The 25856-nt window shown below is 68.0% G+C and carries 25 protein-coding genes and 2 riboswitches; of the genes, 10 read left to right on the top strand and 15 right to left on the bottom strand.

Going from position 1 to position 25856, the window contains the following annotated elements:
- Window positions 1–66 precede the first annotated feature (66 nt).
- Genes AC1DBE_RS14025 through AC1DBE_RS14035 form a run of 3 tightly spaced genes read left to right on the top strand, consistent with a single transcriptional unit; the run spans window position 67 to window position 1953 of the window.
- Entirely contained in the window at window positions 67–624 is a 558-nt protein-coding gene (locus AC1DBE_RS14025; RefSeq protein WP_476970904.1) for an SSI family serine proteinase inhibitor, read from the top strand.
- On the top strand, window positions 581–1576 hold the full coding sequence (locus tag AC1DBE_RS14030; protein ID WP_476970905.1) for a 3-methyladenine DNA glycosylase: 996 nt from the start codon (window positions 581–583) through the stop codon (window positions 1574–1576). Before AC1DBE_RS14025 ends, AC1DBE_RS14030 begins: the two co-directional genes overlap by 44 nt.
- On the top strand, window positions 1573–1953 hold the full coding sequence (locus AC1DBE_RS14035) for a serine protease inhibitor (RefSeq protein WP_476970906.1): 381 nt from the start codon (window positions 1573–1575) through the stop codon (window positions 1951–1953). Before AC1DBE_RS14030 ends, AC1DBE_RS14035 begins: the two co-directional genes overlap by 4 nt.
- Before the next feature lie 70 nt (window positions 1954–2023).
- Here AC1DBE_RS14035 and AC1DBE_RS14040 read toward each other — a convergent pair whose 3' ends face one another.
- Both AC1DBE_RS14040 and AC1DBE_RS14045 read right to left on the bottom strand, forming a co-directional pair.
- Complete coding sequence (locus tag AC1DBE_RS14040) at window positions 2024–5281, bottom strand: S8 family peptidase (protein WP_476970907.1); 3258 nt, start codon at window positions 5279–5281, stop codon at window positions 2024–2026.
- A 295-nt stretch (window positions 5282–5576) separates the two neighbouring features.
- Window positions 5577–5762 (bottom strand): hypothetical protein, encoded by a 186-nt coding sequence (locus AC1DBE_RS14045; RefSeq protein ID WP_476970908.1) that lies wholly within the window; start codon window positions 5760–5762, stop codon window positions 5577–5579.
- Window positions 5763–5974: 212 nt separating this feature from the next.
- Here AC1DBE_RS14045 and purS point away from each other — a divergent pair, with 212 nt between their 5' ends.
- The 3 genes from purS to purL are packed head-to-tail and all read left to right on the top strand — an operon-like array spanning window position 5975 to window position 9325.
- Window positions 5975–6226 (top strand): phosphoribosylformylglycinamidine synthase subunit PurS, encoded by a 252-nt coding sequence (purS, locus tag AC1DBE_RS14050; RefSeq protein ID WP_011690410.1) that lies wholly within the window; start codon window positions 5975–5977, stop codon window positions 6224–6226.
- Window position 6227: 1 nt separating this feature from the next.
- Window positions 6228–6998, top strand: a complete 771-nt coding sequence (purQ, locus tag AC1DBE_RS14055) for a phosphoribosylformylglycinamidine synthase subunit PurQ (RefSeq protein ID WP_476879779.1) — start codon at window positions 6228–6230, stop codon at window positions 6996–6998.
- A complete protein-coding gene (gene purL / locus AC1DBE_RS14060; protein ID WP_476970909.1) occupies window positions 6995–9325 on the top strand; it encodes a phosphoribosylformylglycinamidine synthase subunit PurL in 2331 nt (776 codons plus the stop codon). Before purQ ends, purL begins: the two co-directional genes overlap by 4 nt.
- A gap of 80 nt (window positions 9326–9405) precedes the next feature.
- On the opposite strand, the gene AC1DBE_RS14065 is transcribed toward purL, so the two are convergent.
- The 9 genes from AC1DBE_RS14065 to AC1DBE_RS14105 form a co-directional block, all read right to left on the bottom strand.
- Window positions 9406–9699 (bottom strand): DUF503 domain-containing protein, encoded by a 294-nt coding sequence (locus tag AC1DBE_RS14065; RefSeq protein ID WP_476970910.1) that lies wholly within the window; start codon window positions 9697–9699, stop codon window positions 9406–9408.
- A 129-nt stretch (window positions 9700–9828) separates the two neighbouring features.
- On the bottom strand, window positions 9829–10146 hold the full coding sequence (locus AC1DBE_RS14070; protein ID WP_476970911.1) for a putative quinol monooxygenase: 318 nt from the start codon (window positions 10144–10146) through the stop codon (window positions 9829–9831).
- 53 nt (window positions 10147–10199) lie between these two features.
- Complete coding sequence (locus AC1DBE_RS14075) at window positions 10200–10802, bottom strand: hypothetical protein (protein ID WP_476970912.1); 603 nt, start codon at window positions 10800–10802, stop codon at window positions 10200–10202.
- Between the two features lie 14 nt (window positions 10803–10816).
- Window positions 10817–11374 (bottom strand): DUF1990 family protein, encoded by a 558-nt coding sequence (locus AC1DBE_RS14080; RefSeq protein ID WP_476970913.1) that lies wholly within the window; start codon window positions 11372–11374, stop codon window positions 10817–10819.
- The gene (locus tag AC1DBE_RS14085; protein WP_476970914.1) at window positions 11371–11781 is read right to left on the bottom strand and encodes an MmcQ/YjbR family DNA-binding protein; all 411 of its coding nucleotides are present in this window, start codon (window positions 11779–11781) and stop codon (window positions 11371–11373) included. Before AC1DBE_RS14085 ends, AC1DBE_RS14080 begins: the two co-directional genes overlap by 4 nt.
- Before the next feature lie 29 nt (window positions 11782–11810).
- Window positions 11811–13070, bottom strand: a complete 1260-nt coding sequence (locus tag AC1DBE_RS14090; RefSeq protein WP_476970915.1) for an acyl-CoA dehydrogenase family protein — start codon at window positions 13068–13070, stop codon at window positions 11811–11813.
- On the bottom strand, window positions 13067–14509 hold the full coding sequence (locus tag AC1DBE_RS14095) for an LLM class flavin-dependent oxidoreductase (RefSeq protein ID WP_476970916.1): 1443 nt from the start codon (window positions 14507–14509) through the stop codon (window positions 13067–13069). The genes AC1DBE_RS14090 and AC1DBE_RS14095 overlap by 4 nt, the downstream gene beginning before the upstream one ends.
- 55 nt (window positions 14510–14564) lie before the next feature.
- Window positions 14565–15926: an MFS transporter gene (locus AC1DBE_RS14100; protein WP_476903550.1), complete on the bottom strand. Its 1362-nt coding sequence runs from the start codon at window positions 15924–15926 to the stop codon at window positions 14565–14567.
- Between the two features lie 86 nt (window positions 15927–16012).
- A riboswitch (SAM riboswitch) is annotated at window positions 16013–16102 on the bottom strand.
- A gap of 98 nt (window positions 16103–16200) precedes the next feature.
- Window positions 16201–16626 (bottom strand): CoA-binding protein, encoded by a 426-nt coding sequence (locus AC1DBE_RS14105; RefSeq protein WP_476880309.1) that lies wholly within the window; start codon window positions 16624–16626, stop codon window positions 16201–16203.
- A 142-nt stretch (window positions 16627–16768) separates the two neighbouring features.
- Window positions 16769–16858: riboswitch (SAM riboswitch) on the top strand.
- Between the two features lie 7 nt (window positions 16859–16865).
- Between AC1DBE_RS14105 and acs the strand changes: the two genes are divergently transcribed.
- Genes acs through AC1DBE_RS14125 form a run of 4 tightly spaced genes read left to right on the top strand, consistent with a single transcriptional unit; the run spans window position 16866 to window position 22049 of the window.
- The gene (gene acs / locus AC1DBE_RS14110) at window positions 16866–18911 is read left to right on the top strand and encodes an acetate--CoA ligase (RefSeq protein WP_476903549.1); all 2046 of its coding nucleotides are present in this window, start codon (window positions 16866–16868) and stop codon (window positions 18909–18911) included.
- Complete coding sequence (gene sfnG / locus AC1DBE_RS14115) at window positions 18908–20152, top strand: dimethylsulfone monooxygenase SfnG (RefSeq protein WP_476903548.1); 1245 nt, start codon at window positions 18908–18910, stop codon at window positions 20150–20152. Before acs ends, sfnG begins: the two co-directional genes overlap by 4 nt.
- Window positions 20152–21555, top strand: coding sequence for an O-acetylhomoserine aminocarboxypropyltransferase/cysteine synthase family protein (locus tag AC1DBE_RS14120; protein ID WP_476970917.1), 1404 nt, complete (start codon window positions 20152–20154; stop codon window positions 21553–21555). The genes sfnG and AC1DBE_RS14120 overlap by 1 nt, the downstream gene beginning before the upstream one ends.
- Window positions 21555–22049 (top strand): CoA-binding protein, encoded by a 495-nt coding sequence (locus tag AC1DBE_RS14125; protein WP_476970918.1) that lies wholly within the window; start codon window positions 21555–21557, stop codon window positions 22047–22049. The genes AC1DBE_RS14120 and AC1DBE_RS14125 overlap by 1 nt, the downstream gene beginning before the upstream one ends.
- 102 nt (window positions 22050–22151) lie before the next feature.
- Here the strand turns inward: AC1DBE_RS14125 and AC1DBE_RS14130 are convergent, their stop codons facing one another.
- From AC1DBE_RS14130 to AC1DBE_RS14145, 4 genes are all read right to left on the bottom strand, one after another.
- Window positions 22152–22871 carry a hypothetical protein gene (locus tag AC1DBE_RS14130; protein ID WP_476970919.1) on the bottom strand — a complete coding sequence of 240 codons (720 nt, stop codon included), beginning with the start codon at window positions 22869–22871 and terminating at the stop codon, window positions 22152–22154.
- Window positions 22868–23416, bottom strand: coding sequence for an RNA polymerase sigma factor (locus AC1DBE_RS14135; protein WP_476903545.1), 549 nt, complete (start codon window positions 23414–23416; stop codon window positions 22868–22870). Before AC1DBE_RS14135 ends, AC1DBE_RS14130 begins: the two co-directional genes overlap by 4 nt.
- 90 nt (window positions 23417–23506) lie before the next feature.
- On the bottom strand, window positions 23507–23983 hold the full coding sequence (locus AC1DBE_RS14140; protein WP_476970920.1) for a hypothetical protein: 477 nt from the start codon (window positions 23981–23983) through the stop codon (window positions 23507–23509).
- Window positions 23984–24448: 465 nt separating this feature from the next.
- Window positions 24449–25738 carry an adenylosuccinate synthase gene (locus AC1DBE_RS14145; RefSeq protein ID WP_476879249.1) on the bottom strand — a complete coding sequence of 430 codons (1290 nt, stop codon included), beginning with the start codon at window positions 25736–25738 and terminating at the stop codon, window positions 24449–24451.
- Window positions 25739–25856: the final 118 nt, after the last annotated feature.

Below are 25856 nucleotides of genomic sequence, written 5' to 3' on the forward strand. Positions count from 1 at the left end.
CTTCCGGCCCGGATGCGGGCCCACGCTCCGGCGCTAGAATGGGGCTGAGACCGAGGAGAAGAGCCAATGCGCAAGAACCTGATTCCTACAGCGCTCGTTGTGATGACCGCCCTCACCCTGGCCGCCTGCTCCCCCGGCGGCGGGCCCGCGCCGAGCCCGTCATCCACCGGCACGGCCTCCGCCTCCGCCACGTCCCCCGGCAGCACACCCTCGGCCGATACGGAGACCACCGTCCCCGCGCCGTCCCCGTCGGCCGAAGCACCCTCCGCTGGTCCCGGGCAGGGCAATGCCGAGCTGGCCATCATGATCAAGGCCTCCGCAAACGCCAATGCCGTCAATTACACCCTGGTCTGCCAGGACGGCGTCCCCGCCGCCGAGAGCAAGCACCCCACCGCCGCCGCAGCCTGTGCGGCGCTGAAGAAGAACGCGGCGCTCCTGAACACCGCCCCCCGGCCCACGGACCGGGCCTGCACCCAGCAGTACGGCGGCCCGCAGCAGGCCACAGTGACTGGTTCAGTTGACGGCAAAGCCGTCGAATCGAACTTCAGCCGCAAGGACGGCTGCGAGATCGCGGCCTGGAATGCCGCCAAGGAGATCCTCGGGTCAACCGGAGGGGCTGTCTAAACTGCTGCACCTTCCGCAGGACCAGTGGCTGGAGCGGGAAGCAGCCCATCACCAGCGCGTCCGGACCTACGCCGAGCCCTACCTGGCCCGGCGCTCCGCCGGACGGAAACACCCGGTGGAGGACTTCCTCTTCACCTACTACACGCAAAAGCCCGGACAGCTGATGCGCTGGCACCCGGGCGCCGGCGTCGTGCTCTCCGGGCCGGCGGCCAGGCAGCGCGCTGACTGGAAGTACTACCGCGCTCCCGACGACGGCGAACTGGCAGCCGCCGGGCTGGCACCGGGGACGGCCGCGGTGACGGTCGACGTCGGCCGGTTCCTCAGCGAACGCCGCGACGCCCTGCAGTTCGCCGGCATCATCCTCGCGGGCACCTCCGCGCGGCCCGCCCAGTTCGGCTGTTTCGGGCTGCACGAGTGGGCGATGGTCTACCGGCAGGACAAGTTCGAGCTGCGGCACGAGTACCTGCAGCTGCGGCTGGGGTCGGAGCAGACGGACCGGGTGGTCGAAGAGAACCGCATCCGCTGCTCGCACTTTGACGCGTTCCGCTTCTATACCCCGGACGCGGTCCCGCTGAACACCCTGGCACCGAGCCGCGAGAACCAGCGGACCCTCGAGCAGCCCGGCTGCCTGCACGCGAACATGGACCTGTACAAATGGGCCTACAAACTGGCGCCGGCGCTGCCCAGCGAGCTGGTGATGGATTGCTTCGAGCTCTCGTGGCGGATCCGCGCCATGGACATGCAGGCCTCACCCTATGATCTGAGCGAGTGGGGCTACCCGCCTATCCGCATCGAAGTCCCGGAGGGCAAGGCTGAATACGTCGAGCACCAACGGACCTTCGCCGATGCCTCCCAGGAGCTTCGCCGGCGGCTTCTTGCCGAGCTGGCCCCGCTGCTGACGGCCGCATCGGAGGCGGGTCCGCTGCCCGCAACCCAGGAAGGACGCCCATGACCGATCAGACCGGACCCGACAGCAGGCACGACGTCGACCTCAACATCACCCTGACGGAAGCCCCCGGCGGGCCGGAATACAGCTTCCGGCTGATGGCCGACGGCGGCGGAGGCACCGTGGAGTCGTCCCTTCCGGATCCCGCTGCGGCCCTGGAAGCCCTGCGGGCGCACGGCGAGGAGGTCTTCTTTCCCCAGCCGGGGCCGCCCAAAATGTGCACCCAGCAATACGGCGGCCCCCAGGTGGCCCAAGTGACCGGGCGCTATCTTGGCCGCGAGGTCCACACGACCTTCAGCCGGACCGACGGCTGCGAAATCGGCCGCTGGCGCATGATGGCGCCGCTCCTCGGCGGCACCGCGGGATCAACCGGGGCCATTTGACCGTCACCTTAAACAGCGATGGCCGGCGGTGTGAACCGCCGGCCATCGCTGTTACTAGGTACTTATTTGGCTAGATGGCGTTGTTCGGAGCCTGCAGCAGATCCGCGTTCTGGATCTTGCCATTCTCCTTCTTCACCTTCTTGCCCTTTTCCTTCTTGTCCTTCTTGTCCTTGCCGTTGTGGTTGCCCTGGTCGCCGTTGTCGCCCGGAAGGTCATTGCTGTCCTGGTCCTCGGACGTCGGCGGAACTACCACGGCGCCGTCAGCGGTAACCAGCACGCTGACAAACGTCGGGTCGCTGGCGCCGGCGAACGTCACGCGGCCGATGTAGGAGCCAACTGCCAGGCCCTTCCAGTTCAGCATGACCTGGCCGGACTTTCCGTTGGGGAGGCGCAGCGGGTTGGGCGTCAGCGTAGCGTTGCCCACGTTGGCGCCCAGGACGGCCGCATCCACGCTGGCCTTCGTTGCCTGGCCGTTCGGGCTGGCGTAGAGGTTCACGAAGATCCGGTACGTTCCCGCGGCCGGGTTGGGGATGGACAGGGACTCACTGGCCGACGACGTCGCAACCTGGATCAGCTGGTTCGCCGGGTTCACCACGTACATGTCGAAGTCCGCGTTCGGATCCGAGGAGAGGACCGAGAACTTGGCCAGCGGACTGCCGGCCGGAACCCGGACGGACTTGCCGAAGTTGGACGCATCGTTCGCGCCCAGGATGGCATCGCCCGGCACCAGTTCGGTTGCGGTGGAGTCGGCCTTGGAGAGCCCGTCAAGGGTCATGTTGATCGCGTTGTTGCTGCCCGAGACGACGTTGATTGCACCGGAGCCGGTCGCGCCGCCGGTGAAGGCGACGTCGCTGTTGGCCACAACCGCCTGCGGGCGGACCGCAACCGGGGAGGCAACGTTCTTGTTGGCACCCTGCCAGGTGAGCGTGCCCATGGCGAACTTGCCGAGGGCGGCACTCTGGTTCTCGAAGGAGACCTTGAAGGTCTTCTTCGTGCCGGCCGAGCCGAACGTCAGGATGGACGGCGTGACGGTGACCTTCACGCCGGGAACGTCGACCTTGACCCGGTAGGTTCCCGGGGTCAGGGCGGTCAGCGTGCGGGTGACCTCGATCTTGCCGGTGAGGTTGCCCAGCGCGAAGGAAGGAACGTTCATGTCACGGGGCTTGGTGGTGCCGAGGCCCGGCATGCCGAGATCCGTACCGGTGCCCTGGATGAACTTCAGGTAGTCCTCTTCGTTGGCGTCGTACACCAGGCCCGGATCCAGCACACGGGCCGGATCGACCTGGCCGGCGCCGGTAGCGAAGACGTCCATGTCCTTCCGGCCGTCGGCGAGCATAACGTCGCTGGCGGTGGTCATCATTGCGGACTTCACCATGGCCGGGGACCACTTCGGGTTCTTGCCCAGGATCAGCGCGCCGAAACCGGCAACGTGCGGGGAGGCCATGGAGGTTCCGGACATGAAGCCGAAGTTGTCACCGCCGGTGCCGATCGGGGAGACGCCTGCCAGCACGGCAACCCCGGGAGCGGCAACGTCGGGCTTGAGCAGGTCGGATCCGGTGGCCAGGAGCGGGCCGCGGGAGGAGAAGCCGGCGATCTGCGGCTGGGCTTCCAGCGGCAGGCCGGTGGTGTCCTTGTTGACCAGGGACACGGTGATGGCCGGGTTGGCCGTCACCTTGGCCTTGATGGCCTCGGTGGCGGGCGGGTTCACGTGCACGGTCGGGACGGCGTGCTTGTCCGTGTCGAGGGAGGAGTTGCTCAGGTTGACCAGGATCATGCCGACGCCGCCGCCGCGCTTGACCTCTGCACTCTTGGCAACACGGTCAAAGACACCGCGGTCACACACAACAACCTTGCCGGAGACCTTCGCCGGATCCAGGGTGTCCGGACCGCAAAGAGCCGCGTTGGCGTCCCCGGCAGTCGCGGCAGCGTTGGCAGCCAGCACGACGCCGGCCCCCTTCACTTCACGGTTCATGATGCTGGCGCCGCGGTACTTGGCGCCGTCGGCGAACTCGATGGTGCCCTGCAGTTCCTGGGAGAAGCTGCTGGCGGCAACCGTCGTCAGCCACGGGGCGCCGTGGTTGACGGTGCTGGCGGTCGGACCGGAGTTGCCGGCCGATGCAGCAACGAAAATGCCGGCGGATGCGGCGGACAGGAAGGCCATGGACACCGGGTCGGTGGTGGTGGTCGTCGAGCCGGAGATCGAGTAGTTCAGGACGTCAACGCCGTCCTGAATGGCCTGGTCGATGGCGGCGACGGATGCCGAGGAGTAGCAACCGCCGGTGTTGGGGTTGGTGTCTTCCCAACACACCTTGTAGATGGAGAGCTTGGCGGCAGGGGCCATGCCGCTGGTCAGGCCGAAGCTGCGGCCGTCAACGAACGTCTCGACGTTGGCGTTACCGGCGGCCGTGCTGGCCGTGTGCGTGCCGTGGCTGGCGACGTCGACCGGGGAGATCTTCTCGAGCGGTGACCTGTTCTCCGGCGTGACGTAGTTCAGGAAGTCATCGGCGAAGTAGTGCGCGGAGAGCACCTTGGAGTTGCAGGCGGAGCCGTCGAAGTCCGCGCCGGTTCCGACGCCCTTCTGGCACTCGCCGACGAAGGTGTCGCCGTCGGACTTGAGCATGGCGATCTTGCCGTCATCGGTCCGGTAGGGGACGCCGACCACGGGGTCGCCGACGAGCGGCTTGACCTGGTCGCCGGCGAAGAAGGCACTGCCCGGGGTGTAGCCGGTGTCGATAACACCGACGACGACGCCCTTGCCGGCTGCGCTCTGGCCGCCGAACTTGGTGTTCCAGGTGCCGTTCGCGCCGCTGAGCTTAAGGAAGTCGGTGCTGGAGTAGTCCGGGGCGTTTTCCGTGTCCGGCGCAACCACCAGGACGTCCGGGCTCTTCGCGAGCTTGATGGCCTGGTCGGAGGTCAGGTTGGCGCTGAAGCCGTTGACCGCCGAGGTGAACTGCCGCTTCATCGAGACGTTCTGCTGGCCAGCGACCTCGGCCTGCTTCTTCTCCAGGTGGGCCTCGTACTGCCGGACCGCGGGCTTCTTGGTGTCCAGCTTCTTGCCCGCCTGCGGCTTAGTGGCCGCCAGTCCGGGCGTTCCGCCGTCGTACGTAGCTGCCGGCTTTTCGGCGAGGACCACGATGTAGCGGCCGTCGCGGTAGCTGGCGGGGTCGAGATTCTTCTGCGCGATCCCTGCGATGGTGGAACCTTGCGCCGGCGCCGCGGTGGCGGGCGCAATGGCAACTGTTGAAAGGAGAACCGGCAAGCCCAGGGTCAGTGCCGCGACCCTCCGGAGTCCCCCGCTTCGAAGGAAGCTCTTTCCTGGTGATTTCACGAGTGATTTGAACCTTTCAGAAGGAACGATCCCGGCGCCATGGCCGGGTACGACGGTCTGGTACGGGTAACGGGAACAGGAGTTGACTCTCGACCCCGGCGGACACCAGCCGATTCATACAGTACAGACTGAGAGCCCAATATGACATAGAACACAACAGTGCATTAAGAATTTGTCATGCCGCACGACAACCGGCTCCTCCCCGAGGGCGCGAAAAGCCGGGGCGGCGGGGCCGCCCCGGCTTTTTACGGGTGATCTCTGCTACGGGCGGCCGACTGGAAGGCGGCCGTGCGGGCTACCGCCGGGGCGTCCGGACCACCTCGCTGATCCACGCCTTGGTCTTCTCATCCAGGGGCCCGGCAACGTTGCTGGCCCGGGCCGCGCGGTCGGCCTTGATCTTCTGCAGCACCATCCGGCCGAGGCCCGCGAAGACGGCGGCGGCCATAACGGGAAGGAGCACGGACTTGGATTTCTCAGCCATGCGCACATCCTACTGAGCGCAACCTCCGGAGACCATAGCCGCCTGGGCCGGGGCCTGCCGGTCACGAATGCGCCCGCACGCGGTGCGCCCGGTAGAATGGGCGTGCAAGCTCGCGGAGCGCCCGTACCACGTTGTCCCCACCACGTCGGATCGGCGTGAGACGGCACCACTCCGCTGCGCCCTTACCCAAGCTCACGCACAGGAGTTGCCGGATGCCCCGGATCGTTGTCGACGTCATGCCCAAGCCCGAGATTCTGGACCCACAGGGGAAGGCCATTGTTGGCGCCCTGCCGCGCCTGGGCTTCACCGCTTTCAGCTCTGTCCGCCAGGGCAAGCGCTTCGAACTGACCGTCGACGGCGAGGTGACCGAGGAGATCCTCGCCCAGGCCCGGAACGCCGCGGAGACGCTCCTCTCCAACCCGGTCATCGAGGACGTCGTCAACGTCGAGGTCGTCGAGGCCTGAGATGACTGAACTTCCCCTGATCGGTGAGGCTGTCGCCATAGCAGCCCACGGCTCTGATGTTCGCAAGCTCGCCGGCGCGAAGATCGGCGTCGTCACCTTCCCCGGCACCCTCGATGACCGCGACGCCGCCCGGGCCGTACGCCTGGCCGGCGCCACCCCGGTGGCGCTGTGGCACGCCGACACCACCCTCGGCGACGTCGACGCCGTTGTGATTCCCGGCGGCTTCTCCTACGGCGACTACCTGCGCGCCGGGGCCATCTCCCGGTTCGCGCCGCTGATGGCCAAGGTCATCGACGCCGCCAACTCCGACGCGAAGCTGCCGGTCCTCGGTATCTGCAACGGCTTCCAGATCCTCACCGAGTCGCACCTGCTGCCCGGCTCGATGATCAAGAACGACCACTTGAAGTTCCTCTGCCGTGACCAGGTCCTGCGGGTCGAGAACAACACCACCGACTGGACCCGCGACTACGCGCCGGGCCAGGAAATTACGGTCCCGCTGAAAAACCAGGACGGTCAGTACATCGCCGACGAGAAGACCCTGGACGCGCTGGAGGCCGAGGGCCGCGTGGTGTTCCGCTACGTCGGCTGGAACCCGAACGGCTCCCGCCGCGACATCGCCGGCATCTCCAACGCCGCCGGGAACGTCGTCGGACTTATGCCGCACCCCGAGCACGCCGTCGAAACCGGGTTCGGCCCGGAAACCGGCACCGGCACCGAGGGACTCGGCTTCTTCACCTCTGTCCTGAACAAGATCGTGGGAGACAACAAATGACGGAGACACCCGCAATGGCCCCCGCGGAGAACACCAAGAAGTTCAACATCGACACCGTGGAGCACGCCGCCCGGACGCCGGACACCGAACTGCCCTGGGCCGAGCTCGGCCTGAAGCAGAACGAGTTCGACGAGGTCGTCAAGGTCCTGGGCCGCCGCCCGACCGGCGCCGAGCTCGCCATGTACTCCGTGATGTGGAGCGAGCACTGCTCCTACAAGTCCTCCAAAAACCACCTGCGCCAGTTCGGCGAAAAGGTGACCGAGGAGATGAAAAAGGACATGCTCGTGGGCATCGGTGAAAACGCCGGTGTGACCAACCTCGGCGACGGCTGGGCCGTGACCTTCAAGATCGAGTCGCACAACTCGCCGTCGTTCGTCGAGCCCTACCAGGGCGCGGCGACCGGCATCGGCGGCATCGTCCGCGACATCATCTCCATGGGCGCCCGTCCCGTGGCCGTCATGGATCCGCTGCGTTTCGGCGCGATCGACCACCCCGACACCGCCCGCGTTATGCACGGCGCCGTGGCTGGCATCGGCGGCTACGGCAACTCCCTGGGCCTGCCGAACATCGGCGGCGAAATGGTCTTTGACTCCGTCTACCAGGGCAACCCGCTGGTCAACGCCCTCGCCGTCGGCGTCATGCGGCACGAAGACATCCGCCTCGCCAACGCCTCCGGCAAGGGCAACAAGGTCGTCCTGTTCGGTGCCCGCACGGGCGGCGACGGGATCGGCGGCGCGTCGGTGCTGGCCTCGGAGTCCTTCGACGACACCAAGCCCTCCAAGCGGCCCGCCGTGCAGGTGGGTGACCCGTTCGCCGAGAAGGTCCTCATCGAGTGCTGCCTCGAGCTGTTCAAGGGTTCCCTCGTGGAGGGCATCCAGGACCTCGGCGCGGCGGGCATCTCCTGCGCGACGTCCGAGCTCGCCTCCAACGGCGACGGCGGCATGGAGGTGGAGTTGACCTCGGTGCTGCTCCGCGACCCCACGCTGACCCCGGGCGAGATCCTGATGTCCGAGTCGCAGGAACGCATGATGGCCGTTGTCACCCCGGAGAACATCGCCGCGTTCGAGGCTGTCATGGACAAGTGGGCCGTGGAGTACTCCTGGCTGGGCGAGGTGACCGACACCGGCCGCCTCATCATCACCTGGGACGGCGAAGTGATCGTCGACGTCGATCCGCGCACCGTGGCCCACGACGGCCCGGTGTACGACCGCCCGTTCGCCCGCCCCGACTGGCAGGACGCCGTCCAGAAGGATTCGTTCAGCGGCTCCGTGCAGGACTCCGGCCGGCCGGCAGCACCGGCTGAGCTGGCTGCCGCGGTCACCGAACTCGTGGCCTCACCCAACATGTGCTCGAAGTCCTGGATCACCAACCAGTACGACCGGTACGTGGGCGGCAACACCGCCATGTCGTTCCCGGACGACGCCGGTGTGGTCCGCGTGGATGAGGAGACCGGCCTCGGCGTCGCCCTGGCCACCGATGCCAACGGCCGCTACACCTACCTCGATCCGTACCACGGCGCGCAGCTGGCCCTGGCCGAGGCGTACCGCAACGTGGCCACCGCTGGCGCCATTCCGATGGCGGTCAGCGACTGCCTGAACTTCGGTTCGCCCGAGGACCCGGACGTTATGTGGCAGCTGGCCGAGGCCATCCGCGGCCTCTCCGACGCCTGCATGGAGCTGGGCATCCCGGTCACCGGCGGCAACGTCTCGCTCTACAACCAGACCGGCACCGTCCCGATCCACCCCTCCCCCGTGGTTGCGGTGCTGGGCAAGCTGGACGACGTCGAGCGCCGCACCCCCTCGGGCTGGCGCGAGGACGGCCAGGCGATCTACCTGCTGGGCACGACGGCGGCGGAACTGGACGGCTCCGAATGGTCCAACCTGCGCGGACACCTCGGCGGACTGCCGCCCAAGGTGGACCTCGCCGCGGAGCGTGAACTCGGGGAAATCCTGATCAACGCCTCCCGCGACGGCATGGTGGACTCCGCCCACGACCTCTCCGAAGGTGGTCTCGCGGCGGCCCTCGTGGAGTCCTCGTTGCGCTACGGCGTCGGCGCCCGCATCTCCCTCCAGGACGTGATGGACCGCGACGGCGTGGACCTCTTCACCGCGCTGTTCTCCGAGTCGCAGGCCCGCGCTGTTGTCGCGGTCCCGCGGTCGGAGGAGATCCGGTTCAAGGACATGTGCACCGCCCGCGGGTTCGCGCACGTCCGGATCGGCGTTGTGGATGCCGAGAGCCGCGAGCTGCAGATCAACGGCGTCGACACCCTGGGCCTGGACGCCCTCCGCGAGGCCCACGAGGCGACCCTGCCGAAGTACTTCGGCTAGCCACCGCCTCACCACCATCGGTTCCCCCGTAACTGCCCTCTTGACCCTCAAGACGGCCGTTACGGAGCAACCGATGGGGGTTAGTCGTCGCTGCGGAGTTCACGCTGCCGGGCACTGAGCAGGTCGAGCTCGGGCCGGGCGGCGACGAAGCGTTCGACGGCGTCCAGCACCTCGACCGCGTGCGCCCGGTCAGCCGAGACCAGGCCGGCGCCGAGCTGCGTGCGCCGGTACTGGTCGTGGTCGCCGACCTCGGCCGCGGAAACATCAAAGCGCCGCTTGAGCTCAGCCAGCAGCGGACGGATGACGGCGCGCTTCTCTTTGAGGCTGTGGACATCGCCCAGCAGGATGTCGAATTCAATCCATCCGATCCACATGCCGCCAGCCTATCGATTGTTCCCCACCGACCCCCTCGCCTCGCAAGCTCGGCCAGGGAACGCGGGACGGCGTGGGCCCACTGCCCTTTTGACCCCTTAAAAGGGCGGTTACGGAGCAGTCGATGGAGGTTAGATGGTGAGTTCGCCCATCCGGTCCCAGCCCTCGCCGTCGAACTGCCGGCTGATGATCCGGGGCGTTTCCTGCAGCGCCTGCGGCATGTCGGCCATGGCCTGCTTGAAGTGGGCGCTGTTGACGTGGTCGCCGGCGGCGTCGTCCTTGAAGGCCTCCACCAGGACGAATTCGTTCGGGTCCTCCACGCTGCGGGACCAGTCGAACCACAGGTTGCCGGGTTCCTGCCGGGTGGCCTGGGTGAACTCGTCCACGAGGCCGAGCCAGCGCTCAGACCAGTCGGGCTTGACCTTGAATTTGACGACAATGAAGATCACGGCTGTGCCTTTCGGTGTGGGTACATCGGGGGTTTGTTCTTGCGGGGGAAGGGTCAGCAGGCGTCGATGGCTTCGCGGGCCAGTTCCTGCTGCCGCGGCGTGCCGACCCGTTCGGCCCACTGCTCGGCGAGCTGGAATTCGACCATCGCCTCCGTGCACCGGCCGGCGTCGTGCAGGGTCCAGCCGAGGTTGTTGTGCAGGGCCACCATCCAGCGTTTGGTCCGGGCATCGTGGACCGTGGACGCGTACTCCAGGGCGCTTCTTGTCCACGTCTCGGCGTGGGCGGAGTCCGCGATGGCGAGCATGTGCAGCCCGTCCACGGCCAGGAACTCCTCGCCCAGGTGGTCCGCGAGTTCCGCAGCCTGCTCGAACAGCGGGACGGCCATCTGGGGGTGGCCGCTGGAGTTGAGCACCCGGCCGCGTTCCAGCAGGACCCGCACGGCGACGGTGGGTTCGTCCCCGTCGACGGCGTCCAGGAGCGCATCGGCCTCCTCGAACCGGCCCTGCAGGCCGATGGCCCGGCCCAGCTGGGTGGCGAGTTCGGCCCGTTCGTCGGTGTCGTAGCGGTCATCGGCTGCGGCGGCCCGGAAGCGGGATTCGGAGCCGGCGGGGTCATCGAAGTTCCACAATTGGTCAAGGGTTGTCTGGTCCAGCATGTACGTTCTCCTGATCAGCTTTCACCTGCGGCGAGTTGACGTGCCCCTTCAATGTATCGGGAAGTGACGTGCCGCTGCGCCGCCCGGGCCAGGAGGCCGCCGGCGGCGTAGAACCAGTTGGCGTGCCTGCTGAAGGCCGTGATGCTCAGCGATACCCGCCCGGCGGCATCGATTTCGACCTCGAATGCTTCCTCGCCGCGCTCCGGATGGCCGGGCAGGGTGCCGTACCCGAACCCCGCGCTTTGCGGGCCGCCGCCGCGTTGCGGCGGGTGCACCCACACGACCTCGCATGGCGCGTTGATCCGGAAGGGCCCGACGCCGAATCCGCTCACCACCCGCGCTCCGGGCACGACGGCGTCGGTCTCGGTACGGACGCGCAGCCCGGACCGTTTTTGCAGCTCCCAGGCGAGGATTCCCCGCGCCACCCGCTGGAAGGTGTCCGGCCCGTCGCCGAGGTGGGCCCGGGAGACCAGGCACGGGAACCCGTCCGGAGCCTGGCCGTGCTCGGTGAGGCCTATGCCCGGATAGTTCAGCGCTCCCCGCGCGATCCGGCCGGCGGACTCGCCTCTCACGCGCCGCCCCCGCGGGAGAGGCGGGCCCAGCCAAGCTGCTCCTGCTGGCGCCGGCTCAGGGTGGCCACCACGAGGTCGTAGGAGTCCTCCACCATGTCCCGGACCATCGAATCCGGCAGCGATCCGTCGAGCCGGACCCCGTTCCAGTGTGTCTTGTTCATGTGCCAGGCGCCGGTGATCTCCGGGTGCGCGGCCCTCAGCTGTTCGGCCAGGGCAGGCTCGCATTTGAGGCTCACGGAGAACTCGTCCGGGTCCATGGTGGAGGCCGCGAACATCTTTGCCTCATGCCGGGCGCCGCCGGACACCGCGGCCCGCACCTTGAATACCGAGGTCTCGGGGCCGAAGGGGAAATCCTCAAAGGCGCCGGGAAACCCCAGACAGATCCCGCGGAGGGTGGCTACGTCCATACACCGAGCCTATCCGCCGGGTACGGCCCTTACCCGCCGGACCCTGCCGTGCGGGCATCGCCGATGCTGTGCAGCCCCTCCGGAGTGGTGCCGTTGACCTCGTAGTCGCCCACCGTGCGGGCCTTGAACACGGCCGGGTTGTGGGTGGCGACCGTCCGGGCGTTGCGCCAGTGCCGGTCCAGCGACTTCGACCTCGACGTGGCGGAGGCTCCGGTCACGTCGAAGAGCTGCTGGGCCGCGGACTGGACCAGTTCGGGCACCAGCAGCTGGGCTTTCTCGACGGCGATTTCGCCGCGGACGTAGCGCTGGTCCGGGGTCAGCTCAAGCTCCGGATCGGCGCCGGCGTCGAGTTCCCGGGCTGCGGCCAGCACCACTGATTCGGCGGCGAAGACCTTGGCGGAGAGCTGTCCCACGAGCTGCAGGATCAGCGGGTCGCTGCGGAAGAGCTCTCCGGAGCCGGTATTGAACGTGCGTTTGCGGTCCCGGACCAGCGCCCGGGCGTCCGCCAGCGCCGCCCGGCCGATGCCGGCCATGACGGCGAGCAGGACAAGTTGGAAGAAGGCGGGCTCGTGGGTGGTGGATTCGGAGCGCCGGATGATGTTGGCGTCAGGAACGAGCGCGTCCCGGAAGATGGTGGTGCCGGTTCCGGTGAGCTGTTGGCCGAACCCGTCCCAGTCGTCCAGGATTTCGACGCCCGGCTGGGTGGTGCTGACTACGGCGTACTGCCGGCCCTCCACTCCTTCGGTGCTGGCCATAACGGCAATCCACTCGGCAAAAATGGTCCCCGTGGTGTAGAACTTCCGGCCGTTGAGCAGCCAGTCCCCGCCGTGCGGCGTCAGTGTGGTCCCGGTCGTCCCCAGGGCGTTTCCGGACTTTTCCGTGGCCGCGTTCCCGAAGATCTGGCCGGCCACCACTTTCGGGTACCAGCGCTCCCGGAACGCGGCCGACTCCAGGCCGACCGTCTCGACGAACGCGAAGTGGGAGCGGTACAGGTGGGCCACGGAGGAATCCGCTTCCGCCAATTCGATGAGCAACCGGAAGAACGGCTCAAAGCCGATCCCGTCGCCGCCGTGTTCAACCGGCACCCGCAGCCGCCCGAAGCCCTCGGCGTTCAGCCAGCGGACCTGCTCAAACGGCAGGACACGGTCCTGCTCCCGGGCCAGGGCGCCCTCTGCGATGCGGGCGAAGACGGGCCGGAAACGCTGCGCCAGCTTCTCGTATGCGGCCTCGGCAGAAGCGCCTGCAAAGGTATCCGCCGAGGTGCCGGGGGTTGTCAGTGCCTCGCTCATCGTGCGGCCTCCAGGGTCTGGGCCTGCTCGGCCGTTGCCGAGCTGGCCGTGAAGGCACCGCGGTAGCTGCGGGCCGGGTGCCGGTCGTTGAGGGCGGCGCCGTTCCCCCCGGTACCGAACAGTTTTTCGCGGAGCGTGCCCTCGGCGTACTCCTCCTGGGCGAGGCCGCGGCGGCGCAGCTCCGGCAGGACCTGTTCGATGAAGTCGGTGTAGGAGTCAGGAATCAGCTGGTTGATGATGTTGATCCCGTCCACCCCGGCGTCCTGCCACTCCTCGAGGCGGTCCACGATCTGTTCCGGGGTGCCGAGGACCCGGTGCGCCCGGCTGCGGAAATTCGCGACGTCCCGCAGCGTCGGGTTGCCGCCCGGAACGGACCTGCGCAGGCTGTCCAGGTGCCCCTGGGTGCCTTCCGTGTGGAATTCACCCAGCGGGGTGTCGAGGTCCAGGCCGCCGAGGTCCACGCCGGCCCCGCCACCGATGTGGGCGATCAGCGCGCCGGAATCCAGGTACTCGTCCAGGTCCGCTGCCTTGCGCGCGGCTTCGGCCTCGGTGCTGCCGACGATGAAGTGCAGCCCTTGGAAGAACTTTACGTCCCCGGCGAGCCGGCCGGCGGCCACGGCCTGCTGCCGGACCGAGGCCGTGTACTCGGCCGCGGCGGCCGGGTTCGGGGAGAGCATAAACGTGGCTTCGGCGTGGGCGGCGCAGAACTGCTGCCCGCGGCCGGAGCTCCCGGCCTGGAACAGCACGGGCGTGCGCTGCGGCGACGGCGCGGACAGGTGCGGCCCGTCGATCGAGTACCGGTCGCCGCGGTGGTAGATCTTGTGGACCTTGTCCGGATCGGCGTGGATGCCGTTTTCCTTGTCCTGCACCAGCGCGCCGTCGTCCCAGGACCCTTCCCACAGTTTGTACGCGGCGGACACGTATTCGTCGGCCCAGGCGTAGCGGTCATCGTGCGCGACGAGGCCGTCGCCGAAGTTCCGGTGGGCGTTTTCGGCCGCGCTGGTCACGATGTTCCACGCCGCACGGCCCTGGGAAAGGTGGTCCAGGGTGGAGATCTGCCGGGCGAACTGGAACGGGTGGCTCTGGACCACCGACGACGTCGCGGCCAGGCCGAGGTGGCGTGTGGTCGCGGCGAGGGCGCCGAGGAGGATCAGGGGATCGTTCGCCGGGACCTGCATGCCGCGGCGCAAATGCCCGGCCCAGCCGCCGTCGTCGTTGCCGTAGAGCCCCACCACGTCCGCGAAGAACATCACGTCGAATTTGGCGTCCTCCAGCTGCCGGGCCAGGCCGGTCCACAGCTCCAGTTCGTTGAAGCGGTGCTGCTGCGCCGCCGGGTGCCGCCATTGGCCGCCCATAATGTGGCTGGTGGTGTTCATAACGAAGGCGCTCAGCAGCAGCCTTGGACGTCCCTCGGAGTGTGCGGTATCGACGGTGGCCATAGGGCCCCTTTCCGTGCAAAGTGAATCAGGCAATGTGGGTTCGCGGCGGCTGTCGTCAGCGCACGACGGCGGGTTCCCGGTCTGCGGGTACGGCGGCGGCGGGTGCCTCGGCCGGCAGTTCGGTCGCTCCGAGGGCGCGGTCCTTCGTTTCCGGGGATTTCAGGGTCGCGACGATGGTGATCGCGGAGACCGCCAGGAAGTAAACGACTACCCAGACCGGGTTTCCGCCGCCGGCCGCCAGCAGGGCCGTCGCCACCAGCGGCGCCAGGCCGCCGCCGAGCACGGAACCGATCTGGTAGCCGATGGAGACGCCGCTGAACCGGACGCGGGTGCTGAACAGCTCGGAGAAGAACGCCGCCTGCGGGCCGTACATGGCGTCGTGGCCGATGTTGAGGCCGACGACGACGCCGAGGATGATCAGCAGGATGTTGCCGGTGTCCAGGAGCCAGAAGAACGGGATGATCGCCGCAGCACTGGCCACGGCGCCGAAGAGATAGACCGAGCGGCGGCCGAACCGGTCGGACAGGGCGCCCCATAGCGGCACGGTGACAAGGCCCAGCGCGGAGGCGACCAGGACGGCGGTCAGGCCGGTGTTCCGGTCCGTGCCGGGCACCTGGGTCAGGTACGTCAGGATGAACACGGTGTACACGTAGTAGAACGCGTTCTGGGCGATGCGGAGGCCGGTGGTCAGCAGGATCTGGCGGGGGTGGGTTTTGAAGCTCTCCACCACGGGGCGGGCCGCGACGGTCTGGACCGTCTGGACGTGCTTGAACTCCGGGCTGTCCTCGACCGAGAGCCGGATGACCAGGCCCACGGCCACCAGCAGGAGGCTCGCGACGAACGGGACGCGCCAGCCCCACGCCAGGAACTGCTCGTCGCTCAGGGAGTTTTCCAGGACCAGCAGGACGCCGGTGGCCAGGAGCATCCCGGAGGTGGGGCCCAGCTGGGTGGCGCTGGAGGTCAGTCCGCGCTTCTTCGGCGCCGCGTGCTCGACGGTCATAAGGGCCGCGCCGGCCCATTCGGCCCCGTAGCCGATGCCCTGGACCACGCGCAGCAGGAGCAGGAGCGCCGGCGCCACCCAGCCGAGCTGGGCGTAGGTGGGCAGGAGCCCGATGGCCGTGGTCGCGAGCCCGGTCAGGAGCAGGGACGCCACGAGCACGCTCTTCCGGCCGATCCTGTCGCCGTAGTGCCCGCCCAGCACGCCGCCGATCGGCCGCGCGACGAAGCCGACGGCGTAGGTGGCGAAGGCTGCGATGGTGCCCACGAGCGGGGCGGCCGGGGCGAAGAACAGCGGGCCGAAGACGGTCGCTGCGGCCAGGCCGTACAGGACGAAGTCGTACCCCTCGATGGTGGTGCCGATGAAGCTGGCAACGGCCACCTTCCCGGTCATTTTCTGCGGGCGGGTTTCAGTACTCATATGCGGTCTCCTGGCGTATGCCGGGAAAGCGCTGCTTCCGGGATTCAAGCCGCGTGGGCCGCAAATCCGAGCGGAAGACGGCGCCTTCTCCATCGGTCCTGGCGGTAGCACCGTCCTCAATGAGGGGGTTGCTGCGGCGTCACAGAGCCAGATCTCTCAGCCGCTCGGGATGGTTACGAGTCCATCTCACACGGCAGGCGGCGAATACGGAAAAAGTCGGTCACATTTTGTAACCGACTCCCGTTGCGCCGTGCGGCAGGTGCTGGGTGCGCCGCTAGAGGCCTATCCGCCACCCCAGCCGGGCGGGGCACTCGTTGACCACGACGTCCAGTCCGGCGGCCGTGGCGCGTGAAACCGCGGCGTCATCGAAGACGCCCAGCTGCAGCCAGACGGCCTTGGCGCCGATGGCGATGGCCTCATCAATGACGGCGCCCACCTTCCCGGAGTTGACGAAGCAGTCCACGACGTCGATCGGGTGTTTCGCGGCGGGGATCTCCGCCAGGGACCGGTACCCAGTTTCCCCGTGGACGTCGTCGCCCGGGAGGTTGACGGGGATGATGTCCATGCCCATACGGTCGCGGACGTACAAGGAGACCTCAAAGGCCGACCGCCATTCATTGGTGGTCAGGCCCACCACCGCCCACGTGCCCTTGGTTCGCATAAGGCGCTCAATGACTGCCGGATCGTTAACGTGGACCATGCATTAACCCTACTCCTGCGCCCGGCGCGCACGATTGTCGAATAAATGACTGATTTTGATACCACATCAGGAGCGCCAGTGAATATTACAGCAACGTGTGGCTGGATTTTGCAGAATCGTGCATCTCGGTTCTAGTAGGTAGTGACCATCCCGAGCGGCTGAGGGACCTGGACCTATGAAGCCGCAGCAACCCCCGCCACGGCGAGGGTGCTACTGCCAGGACCGATGGAGTGCTGCACATGACCCCTGAAACCACGTCCACCCTGCCCGCTCCCGTCCGGGTCCCGGGCGCGGGCGCGGCGGCCACGCCCGAGCCGGATTCTGTGGCGTTCTGGGAAACCCAGGCGCTCCGTCTCGACTGGGCTCAGCCGGCCGCCGGCGAAACCAAACCCTGGCACACCGCCTACCGCCGGGTCCCGGCCGATCCCGCGGCCGGCCACGGCCCGGAGATCAGCTGGTTCGACGGCGGCAAGCTCAACGTCGCCTACAACTGCGTCGACCGCCATGTAGCGGCGGGACGCGGGGACAAGGTGGCCCTGTTCTTTGAGGGCGAGCCCGGCGACCGCCGCACTGTCACGTACGCCGAGTTGCAGCGTGAGGTGGCCAAGGCTGCCAATGCCCTGCTGGACCTCGGCATCGCCAAGGGCGACCGGGTGGTCATCTACCTGCCCGTGATCCCCGAGACCGTGATCATCACCCTGGCAGTGGCCCGCATCGGTGCCATCCATTCCCTGGTCTTCGGCGGGTTCTCCGCGGAGGCCCTGAGGTTCCGGGTGGAGGACACCGGCGCCAAGCTGCTGGTCACCACCGACGGCCAGTTCCGGCGGGGAGCTGCCGTCCCGGTTAAGGCCAACGCGGACGCCGCCGTCGCCGGCACGAACGCGATCGAACACGTCCTGGTGGTCAACCGGACCACCCCGGCCGGTGAGCTGGACACGGTCCCGATGACCGCGGGCCGCGACGTCTGGTGGCACGACGCCGTCGGCGCCGCGTCGGATGCCCACACCGCCGAGGCCTTCGACGCCGAGACGCCGCTGTTCATCATGTACACCTCGGGGACCACCGGGAAGCCGAAGGGCCTGGTCCACACCTCCGGGGGCTACCTCACCCAGGCGTCCTGGAGTTTCGAGCACCTCTTCAGCAACCCGGACCCTGCCCTCCGCGACCGGGATGTCCACTGGTGCACGGCGGACCTGGCCTGGGTTACGGCGCATACCTACGAGCTCTACGGCCCGCTCTCCAACGGCGCCACGCAGGTGATCTTCGAGGGCACCCCCAACACCCCGCACCCGGGCCGGCACTTTGAAATCATCGAACGCTACGGGGTGACGCAGTACTACACCGCGCCCACCCTGGTCCGGTCCCTGATGGGCTGGTTCCCCGAGGGTGTCCCGGACACGTACGACCTCTCCTCGATCCGCCTCCTCGGCACGGTGGGCGAGGCGATAAACCCCGAGGCTTGGCGCTGGTTCCGGGCCAACATCGGCGCCGGAACCGCCCCCGTGGTGGACACCTGGTGGCAGTCCGAGACCGGCGCCACCATCCTCTCGCCCGCCCCGACCGACTCCTCGTTCAAACCCGGCTGCGCGGCCCGCCCGCTGCCCGGCGTGAGCACCCGGATCGTCGACGACGCCGGCGCCACGGTTCCGCCGGGCGTGCAGGGCTTTATTGTGGTGGACTCCCCCGGCCCGGCGATCGCCCGGACCGTGTGGGGCAATCCGGCCCGCTACTACGACTCGTACTGGCGCCAGTACGCGCAGCAGGGCTGGTTCCTCGCCGGAGACGGTGCCAAGTACGACGACGACGGCGACATCTGGATCCTCGGGCGGGTGGACGACACCCTGAACGTTTCCGGCCATCTGCTCTCCACCATCGAAATCGAATCGGCCCTCGTGTCCCACCCGGACGTGGTGGAAGCCGGCGTCTGCCCGGTCGCCGACGCCAAAACCGGGCACGCCATCGTCGCATACGTGGTCCTCCGCGAGTCGGCAGCGATCCCCTCCCGCCGCTTAGCGTTCACGGAGGGAATCACCGCCGATTTGAAGGCGCATGTGGCGAAGGCGATCGGGCCGATCGCAAAGCCGCGAGACGTCGTCGTTGTGCCCGATGTCCCCAAGACCCGCAGCGGCAAGATCATGCGCCGGCTGCTGACGCAGCTCTTCGAGGGCACCGAGCTCGGCGACACCACGTCGCTGCAGAACGAACCGTCGATCGCCGGCATCCAGGCCGCCCTCCGTGACCGCAACAGCATCCCCGCCACACCCCAGAAGTTAGGAACCTCATGACTGACATCAGCAGCGTCGCCCGTCTCTCCGAACCGCTCAAGTTCGCCTACTGGGTCCCGAACGTGTCCGGCGGCCTGGTGGTCTCCACCATCGAACAACGCACCGGCTGGGACTTCGACTACAACAAGAAGCTCGCCCGGATCGCCGAGGACTCCGGCTTTGAATACGCCCTCACCCAGACGCGCTACGCAGCCTCCTACGGCGCGGACAAGCAGCATGAGGCGACCTCGTTCAGCCTCGCCCTGCTCGCCGCGACCGAACGGCTCAAGGTGATCTCGGCCGTGCACCCGGGCATGTGGCACCCCGGCGTCCTGGCGAAGTTCATCATCACCGCGGACCACATCTCCAACGGCCGTGCCGCCGTGAACATCGTCTCCGGTTGGCTGAAGGCCGAGTTCGAAAACTTTGGCCTCGAATGGCTCGAACACGATGAGCGCTACGTCCGCACCGAGGAATTCATTCGGGTGCTGCGCGGACTCTGGACCGAAGAGGCCTACAGCCAGAGTGGAAAGTACTACAACATCACCGATTTCACCCTGCAGCCGTCCCCGGTGGACGTGCCCGGCCGCGCGCACCCGGAGATTTTCTTCGGCGGCAATTCCACAGCGGCGCAGGCCACGGCCGGCCGCGTGGCGGACTGGTACTTCTCCAACGGCAAGGACCTGGAGGGGTTCAAGGACAACATCGCCGGAGTGGTGGCCGCAGCCGCGGAAACGCGCCGCGGCGCCGGCGGTGCCCTGCCCGCACCCAGGTTCGGCCTGAACGGCTTTGTCATCGCCCGGAATTCGGAAAAGGAGGCCCGGGACACCCTCCGCGAGATCGTCGCGAAGGCACACAAGGCCGCCGTCGAGGGGTTCCGCGCCGCGGTCCAGGAAGCCGGTGCGTCCACGAAGGACGGCAAGGGCATGTGGGCCGACTCCAGTTTCGAGGACCTGGTCCAGTACAACGACGGCTTCAAGACCCAGCTGATCGGCACGCCGGAGCAGATCGCGGAGCGGATCGTGGCGTACAAGAAGATCGGCGTGAACCTGTTCCTGACCGGCTACCTGCACTTCCAGGAGGAGGTGGCCGCGTTCGGCCGGGATGTCCTGCCGATCGTCCGGGAGCTCGAGGCGGACCTGGCCCGCAAGCACGGCACCGAACTGGTCCCCACCCGCCCCCTAGCCTCGCAAGCTCGGCCAGGGAACCCTGCGGGCGTGGGCCCATCCACTCCTGTCACCAAGATTGAGGTGAACGCGTAATGGCCGACCGCACCTTTGGTTTCCGCACCCGCGCCCTGCACGCCGGCGGGACGCCCGACGCCGAGCACGGCGCCCGCGCAGTGCCGATCTACCAGACCACGTCCTTCGTGTTCAAGGACACCCAGGACGCCGCGAACCTGTTCGCGCTGCAGAAGTACGGGAACATCTACTCCCGCATCGGCAACCCCACGGTGGCCGCGTTCGAGGAACGTATCGCCTCCCTCGAGGGCGGCATTGGCGCGGTCGCGACGTCGTCGGGCATGGCCGCGGAGTTCATCACCTTTGCCGCGCTCACCCAGGCCGGCGACCACATTGTCGCGGCCTCCCAGCTCTACGGCGGCACCGTGACCCAGCTTGATGTCACGCTGCGCCGCTTCGGCGTCGACACCACATTCGTGGCCGGCACCGACCCGGCAGACTACGCCGCGGCGGTCCGGGACAACACCAAGGCGATCTTCGTGGAGGTGGTGGCCAACCCGTCGTCGGAGGTCCAGGACCTGGCGGGGCTGGCGCAGGTGGCGCACGACGCCGGTATTCCGCTGGTGGTCGACGCCACCTTGAGCACCCCGTACCTCGTGCGGCCGATCGAGCACGGGGCGGACATTGTGATCCACTCCGCCACGAAGTTCCTCGGCGGCCACGGCACCACCCTGGGCGGCGTGATCGTCGAGAGCGGCCGCTTCGACTGGGGCAACGGCAAGTTCCCCACCATGACCGAGCCGGTGCCCTCCTACGGCAACGTCTCCTGGTGGGGCAACTTCGGCGAGTACGGTTTCCTCACCAAGCTGCGCTGCGAACAGCTGCGCGACATCGGCCCCGCCCTGTCCCCGCAGTCCGCCTTCCAGTTGCTGCAGGGCGTGGAGACGCTCCCCCAGCGCCTGGATGAACACCTCCGGAACGCCCAGTCCGTGGCCGAATGGCTGGAAGCCGACGAGCGCGTGGCTTATGTGAACTTCTCCGGGCTGCCCTCCCACCCGCATTTCGAGCGCGCAAAGAAGTACCTGCCGCTGGGCCCGGGCTCAGTGTTCTCCTTCGGCGTCAAGGGCGGCCGGGCCGCGGGCCGGAAATTCATCGAATCCCTGCAGTTGGCTTCGCACCTGGCCAACGTGGGCGACTCGCGGACCCTGGTGATCCACCCCGGCTCCACCACCCACCAGCAGCTCAGCCCGGAACAGCTCGAATCAGCCGGCGTCCCGGAGGACCTGGTCCGGATCTCCGTGGGCCTCGAGGACATTGAGGACATCCTGTGGGACCTGGACCAGGCCCTGGACGCGGCGTCTGACATGGCGGCCGACGGTGTATCCGCGGAAGCGGCGCATCGCGCCGCCGAGGAACGAGGCGGTGTGTCTAAGCCGCGTGCAGATGCACTGTCGGCCGAAGCATGCACGATTGGAGCGAACTGATGACTGAAGCAACCCGCACCTGGACCGGCCCGACCGCCCCGGAACGGCTGGCCCTGCTGCGCCAGGCGAAGTCGATCGCCATAGTGGGCGCCTCGGACAAGCCCTCCCGCGCGAGCTACTTCGTGGCGACGTACCTGCAGTCCTCCACCCGGTACAAGGTCTATTTCGTGAACCCGGTGGTCAAGGAGATCCTGGGCGAACCGACGTACGCATCGCTTGCGGACCTGCCCGAGAGCCCGGACATTGTGGACGTTTTCCGCAAACACGACGACCTTCCCGGGGTGCTGGACGAGGCCGTCGCGGCAGGCGCCAAGACCCTGTGGCTGCAGCTCGGCTCGTGGCATGAGGATGTGGCGAAGGAGGCCGAAGCGGCCGGGCTGGACGTGGTGATGGACCGCTGCGTGAAGATTGAGCATGCCCGTTTCCACGGGGGCCTGCACCTGGCCGGCTTTGATACCGGGGTCATTTCCTCCCGGCGCCAGGTCCTGGCCTAGGCCGCCAGGCCCCGGGCGAAGGTCGCCCGCGCCGCCCGGCGCTCCGCCCTGGCTGAGCGTCCGGCCTGCCGGCGGACCCTGCGGCCCCGCACTACAGCCGGGCTACGGCTTGGTGGTGGGGAAGGCAGTCGGGACGGCCGGCAGTGTCGGCAACGGTGCCGGATTCAGGCCGCGGCCGTTGTGGCCCGGAACGCCCGGCGTCACAGGCCGGTGTGGGGGCGTGGGCAGGACCCCGCCGCGGCCGACAGCAGGTGCCGTGGGTGCCGCGCCCGGCTGCTTCGGCGCGTGCGCTGTGGCCTCGGTGGCCGGGGTTCCCGGGGCCGTGGCGGCCGGGGATGTGCCCGCCGGGACCGGCGCCGGGACGGCCGGGACCTCGGAGGGTGCGGATGTTACGGGCGCCGGTGTCCGGGTCGGGGCGGCGGGCTGGAAGATGATGCCCAGCGTGTGGCCCACGGTGGCCCGGAAGTCATGGCTGGACGCGGCCACCGCGCCGGCCCCGAGGCTCATGGCACCCACCACGGCTCCGCCGATCAGCGCCATCCGTCGTTTGCTCACACGGCGCCGGGCAGCCAGGCTGCTCACACCCGCCGGGAGGGACTCAGCGCCGGTGTCCGGAACGGACCCGGCGCCGGTTGCACCTGCGCCCGACGAACCGCCAGCCAGCAGGGCGGCGAGGTCGGCCCGGGGCGCCGGAGCCGGTTCAGCGGCCAGCGACTGGAGCTGCTCGAGGGTGCTGCGGAGTTCGGTGGCAGATTCAAGGCCGGAGTCGCGGAGCATCGCCTGGATGCTGCCATCCTGCTGGGGGTTGCGCGTGCCGGTCATGATGCTGCGTGGTCCTTTTCGGTTACCAGTTCGCGCAGGGCAGTGAGCCCGCGCCGCTGAAGCTGTTTGATGGCACCCGGGGTTTTGCCCATGATGCCGGCCACCTGTTCGATGGAGAGGTCCGCGACAATCCGCAGGACCAGAACTTCCCGTTGCTCCTCGTTGAGCCGGGAAAGAATGTGGGACAGGCCGCCCAGCGATCCGAGTGCCACGTCCTCCGCTGAAGCCGAGAGCCGCGCGTCGTTCAGCGGATCGTATTCGGCCAGGTGCGGGGTCCGTTCGGAGCGCCGGTAGTGGTCAACCAGCCGTGCGTGCGCGACCGAGAAGATGAAGGTCCGGAGTCCGGCGCGGCCGCCGGTGACGTTTTCGAGTTTGGGCAGAACGTCCACAAACACGTCTTGGGTGAGGGCCTCGGCGTCGTCGACGCCCTTGGCCCGGAAGTACCCCAGTACGGCCGGGGACATTACGGTGTAGACAGCGCTGAATCCTGACGGGTCGCCAGCCAAAGCGGCTGACAGTTCGTCGTCGCTCAGCTGGTCTGCCAAGAGGCTGTCCTTCCGTTACTGCAAGGGGGGTGCGGCCCCCGATAGTCTAGCGGCCGCACCCCGTTGCCTCCGAAAGGAGGCGCTTTCGTGCTACTTGTTGAGCTTCGGCTGCTCAGCAGACGGAACAGCGGGCACGGCCGGGGTGGCCGGGACGCCCTTGGCACCGGGAACAGCCGGGGTAGCGACGGTCACGCCGGCGTGGGCCTTGGCCTCAGCAGCGCCCTTGGCGTTGGCGGCACCGTCAACGGTGACGCCGTCCTTGTCAGCGGAGACAGAGCCTTCAGCGGCACCGTCGGTACCCTCGACGTCGGCGTCGCCCTTGGCGGAGCCGTCAGCGTTCGGGGTGGCCGGCACTGCGGGAACCGCAGGAACAGCAGGGGTGGCCGGGGCCGACGGCAGCGCGGGGGTTGCCGGAACAGCCGGGGTGGCGGGCGTAGCGTGGTTCACTTCAGCCTGCTGGGTGCTGGACATCTGGGCGGCGTTGGCCAGCCCGATTCCGGAGAAGCCTCCGACCGCGAGAATAGCGGCGCCGACAGCAATCTTGGTGGTCTTGCTAACACTCTTCATGAAAAACGTACATCCTTTGGTTGGTTGAAGGCCGGCCGGCACCTGATGGGGGCAGGCGCCGGCCGGCGCTTACAGTCGAAGTCCAGTCGGCACCTGATGGGGGCAGGCGCCCGTCGGATCTTTCACTCGAAGTCCCGGGCGCCTGATGGGGGCAGGCGCTCCTCGGATCTTTCGCTACAAGGCCGGCCGGACCTGATGGGGGGACCAGGGCTCCGGGCGGCGCTTACAAAGAGGTAATCGCCGGGAGGGTCCAAAAGGTTACGCAGGATTCAAAATTCTTTTTTGGGCCCCGCCGGCCGGCCGCAGGGCGGGGCGGAGGGCCGTACTATGGACGGCCGCAATGCCGGGAATTCCCGGGCTCCGCGGCTTAAACGCCGACGGCGGCGGACCACCGTGGGGTGGGCCGCCGCCGTCGTCTGGCCGCCGGAGTCCGCCTGCCGGAGCGCCGGGGATCCTGTCGAGCCGCTAGTCGTTGATGAGGTCGTTGACCACGATCGTCTGGTCGCGGTCCGGTCCGACGCCGATCGCCGAGAAGCGGGTGCCGGAGAGCTTCTCAAGGGCCAGCACGTAGTTCCGGGCGTTCTCCGGCAGGTCGTCCAGGGTGCGGGCGCCGGTGATGTCCTCGGTCCAGCCCTCGAAGTACTCGAAGATCGGCTTGGCGTGGTGGAACTCGGTCTGGGTCATCGGCATCTCATCGTGCCGGACGCCGTCGACGTCGTACGCCACGCAGACCGGGATCTGCTCGATGCCGGTCAGCACGTCCAGCTTGGTGACGAAGTAGTCGGTGAAGCCGTTGACGCGGGAGGCGTGGCGGGCCAGGACGGCGTCGTACCAGCCACAGCGGCGCGGACGGCCGGTGTTGACACCGAATTCGCCGCCGGTCTTCTGCAGGTACACGCCCATGTCGTCGAACAGCTCCGTCGGGAACGGTCCGGCGCCCACCCGGGTGGTGTACGCCTTGATGATGCCGATGGAGCGGGAAATCCGGGTGGGGCCGATGCCGGAGCCCACGGAGGCGCCGCCGGCGGTCGGGTTCGAGGAGGTCACGAACGGGTAGGTGCCGTGGTCGACGTCGAGGAACGTGGCCTGGCCGCCCTCCATCAGGACCACCTTGCCCTCGTCCAGCGCCTTGTTCAGCACGAAGGTGCTGTCGATGACCAGGGGGCGGAGGCGGTCCGCGTAGGACAGGAAGTACTCCACGATCTCGTCGACTTCGATGTCGCGGCGGTTGTAAACCTTGACCAGGAGCTCGTTCTTCTGCCGGAGCGAGCCTTCGACCTTCTGGCGCAGGATGGACGCGTCAAAAACGTCCTGGACCCGGATGCCGAGGCGGGCCACCTTGTCCATGTAGGCCGGGCCGATGCCGCGGCCGGTGGTGCCGATGGCGCGGCTGCCGAGGAACCGTTCGGTGACCTTGTCCAGGACCTGGTGGTAGGGCGCCACCAGGTGGGCGTTGGCGGAGACGCGGAGCTTGGAGGTGTCCGCGCCGCGGGCTTCGAGGCCGTCGATCTCCTGGAACAGGGCTTCAAGGTTCACCACGCAGCCGTTGCCGATCACCGGGACCGCATTCGGGCTCAGGATGCCGGCCGGAAGGAGCTTCAGCTCGTACTTCTCACCGCCCACGACAACCGTGTGCCCGGCGTTGTTGCCGCCGTTGGGCTTGACGACGTAGTCGACCCGCCCGCCGAGCAGGTCAGTGGCCTTACCTTTGCCTTCGTCGCCCCACTGGGCTCCGACGATCACGATTGCTGGCATGGGATCCTCCCCCATTCGTTCGGGCCGCTCTGCAGGTGATGCACCAGGTGGTCACCGCAGCTCAGCGCCGTTCATGAGAATGCCCCGAATCTACCGCTGTGCGCAGTACCACTACGAT

It is taken from the genome of Arthrobacter sp. 10T416 (genome assembly GCF_056394165.1).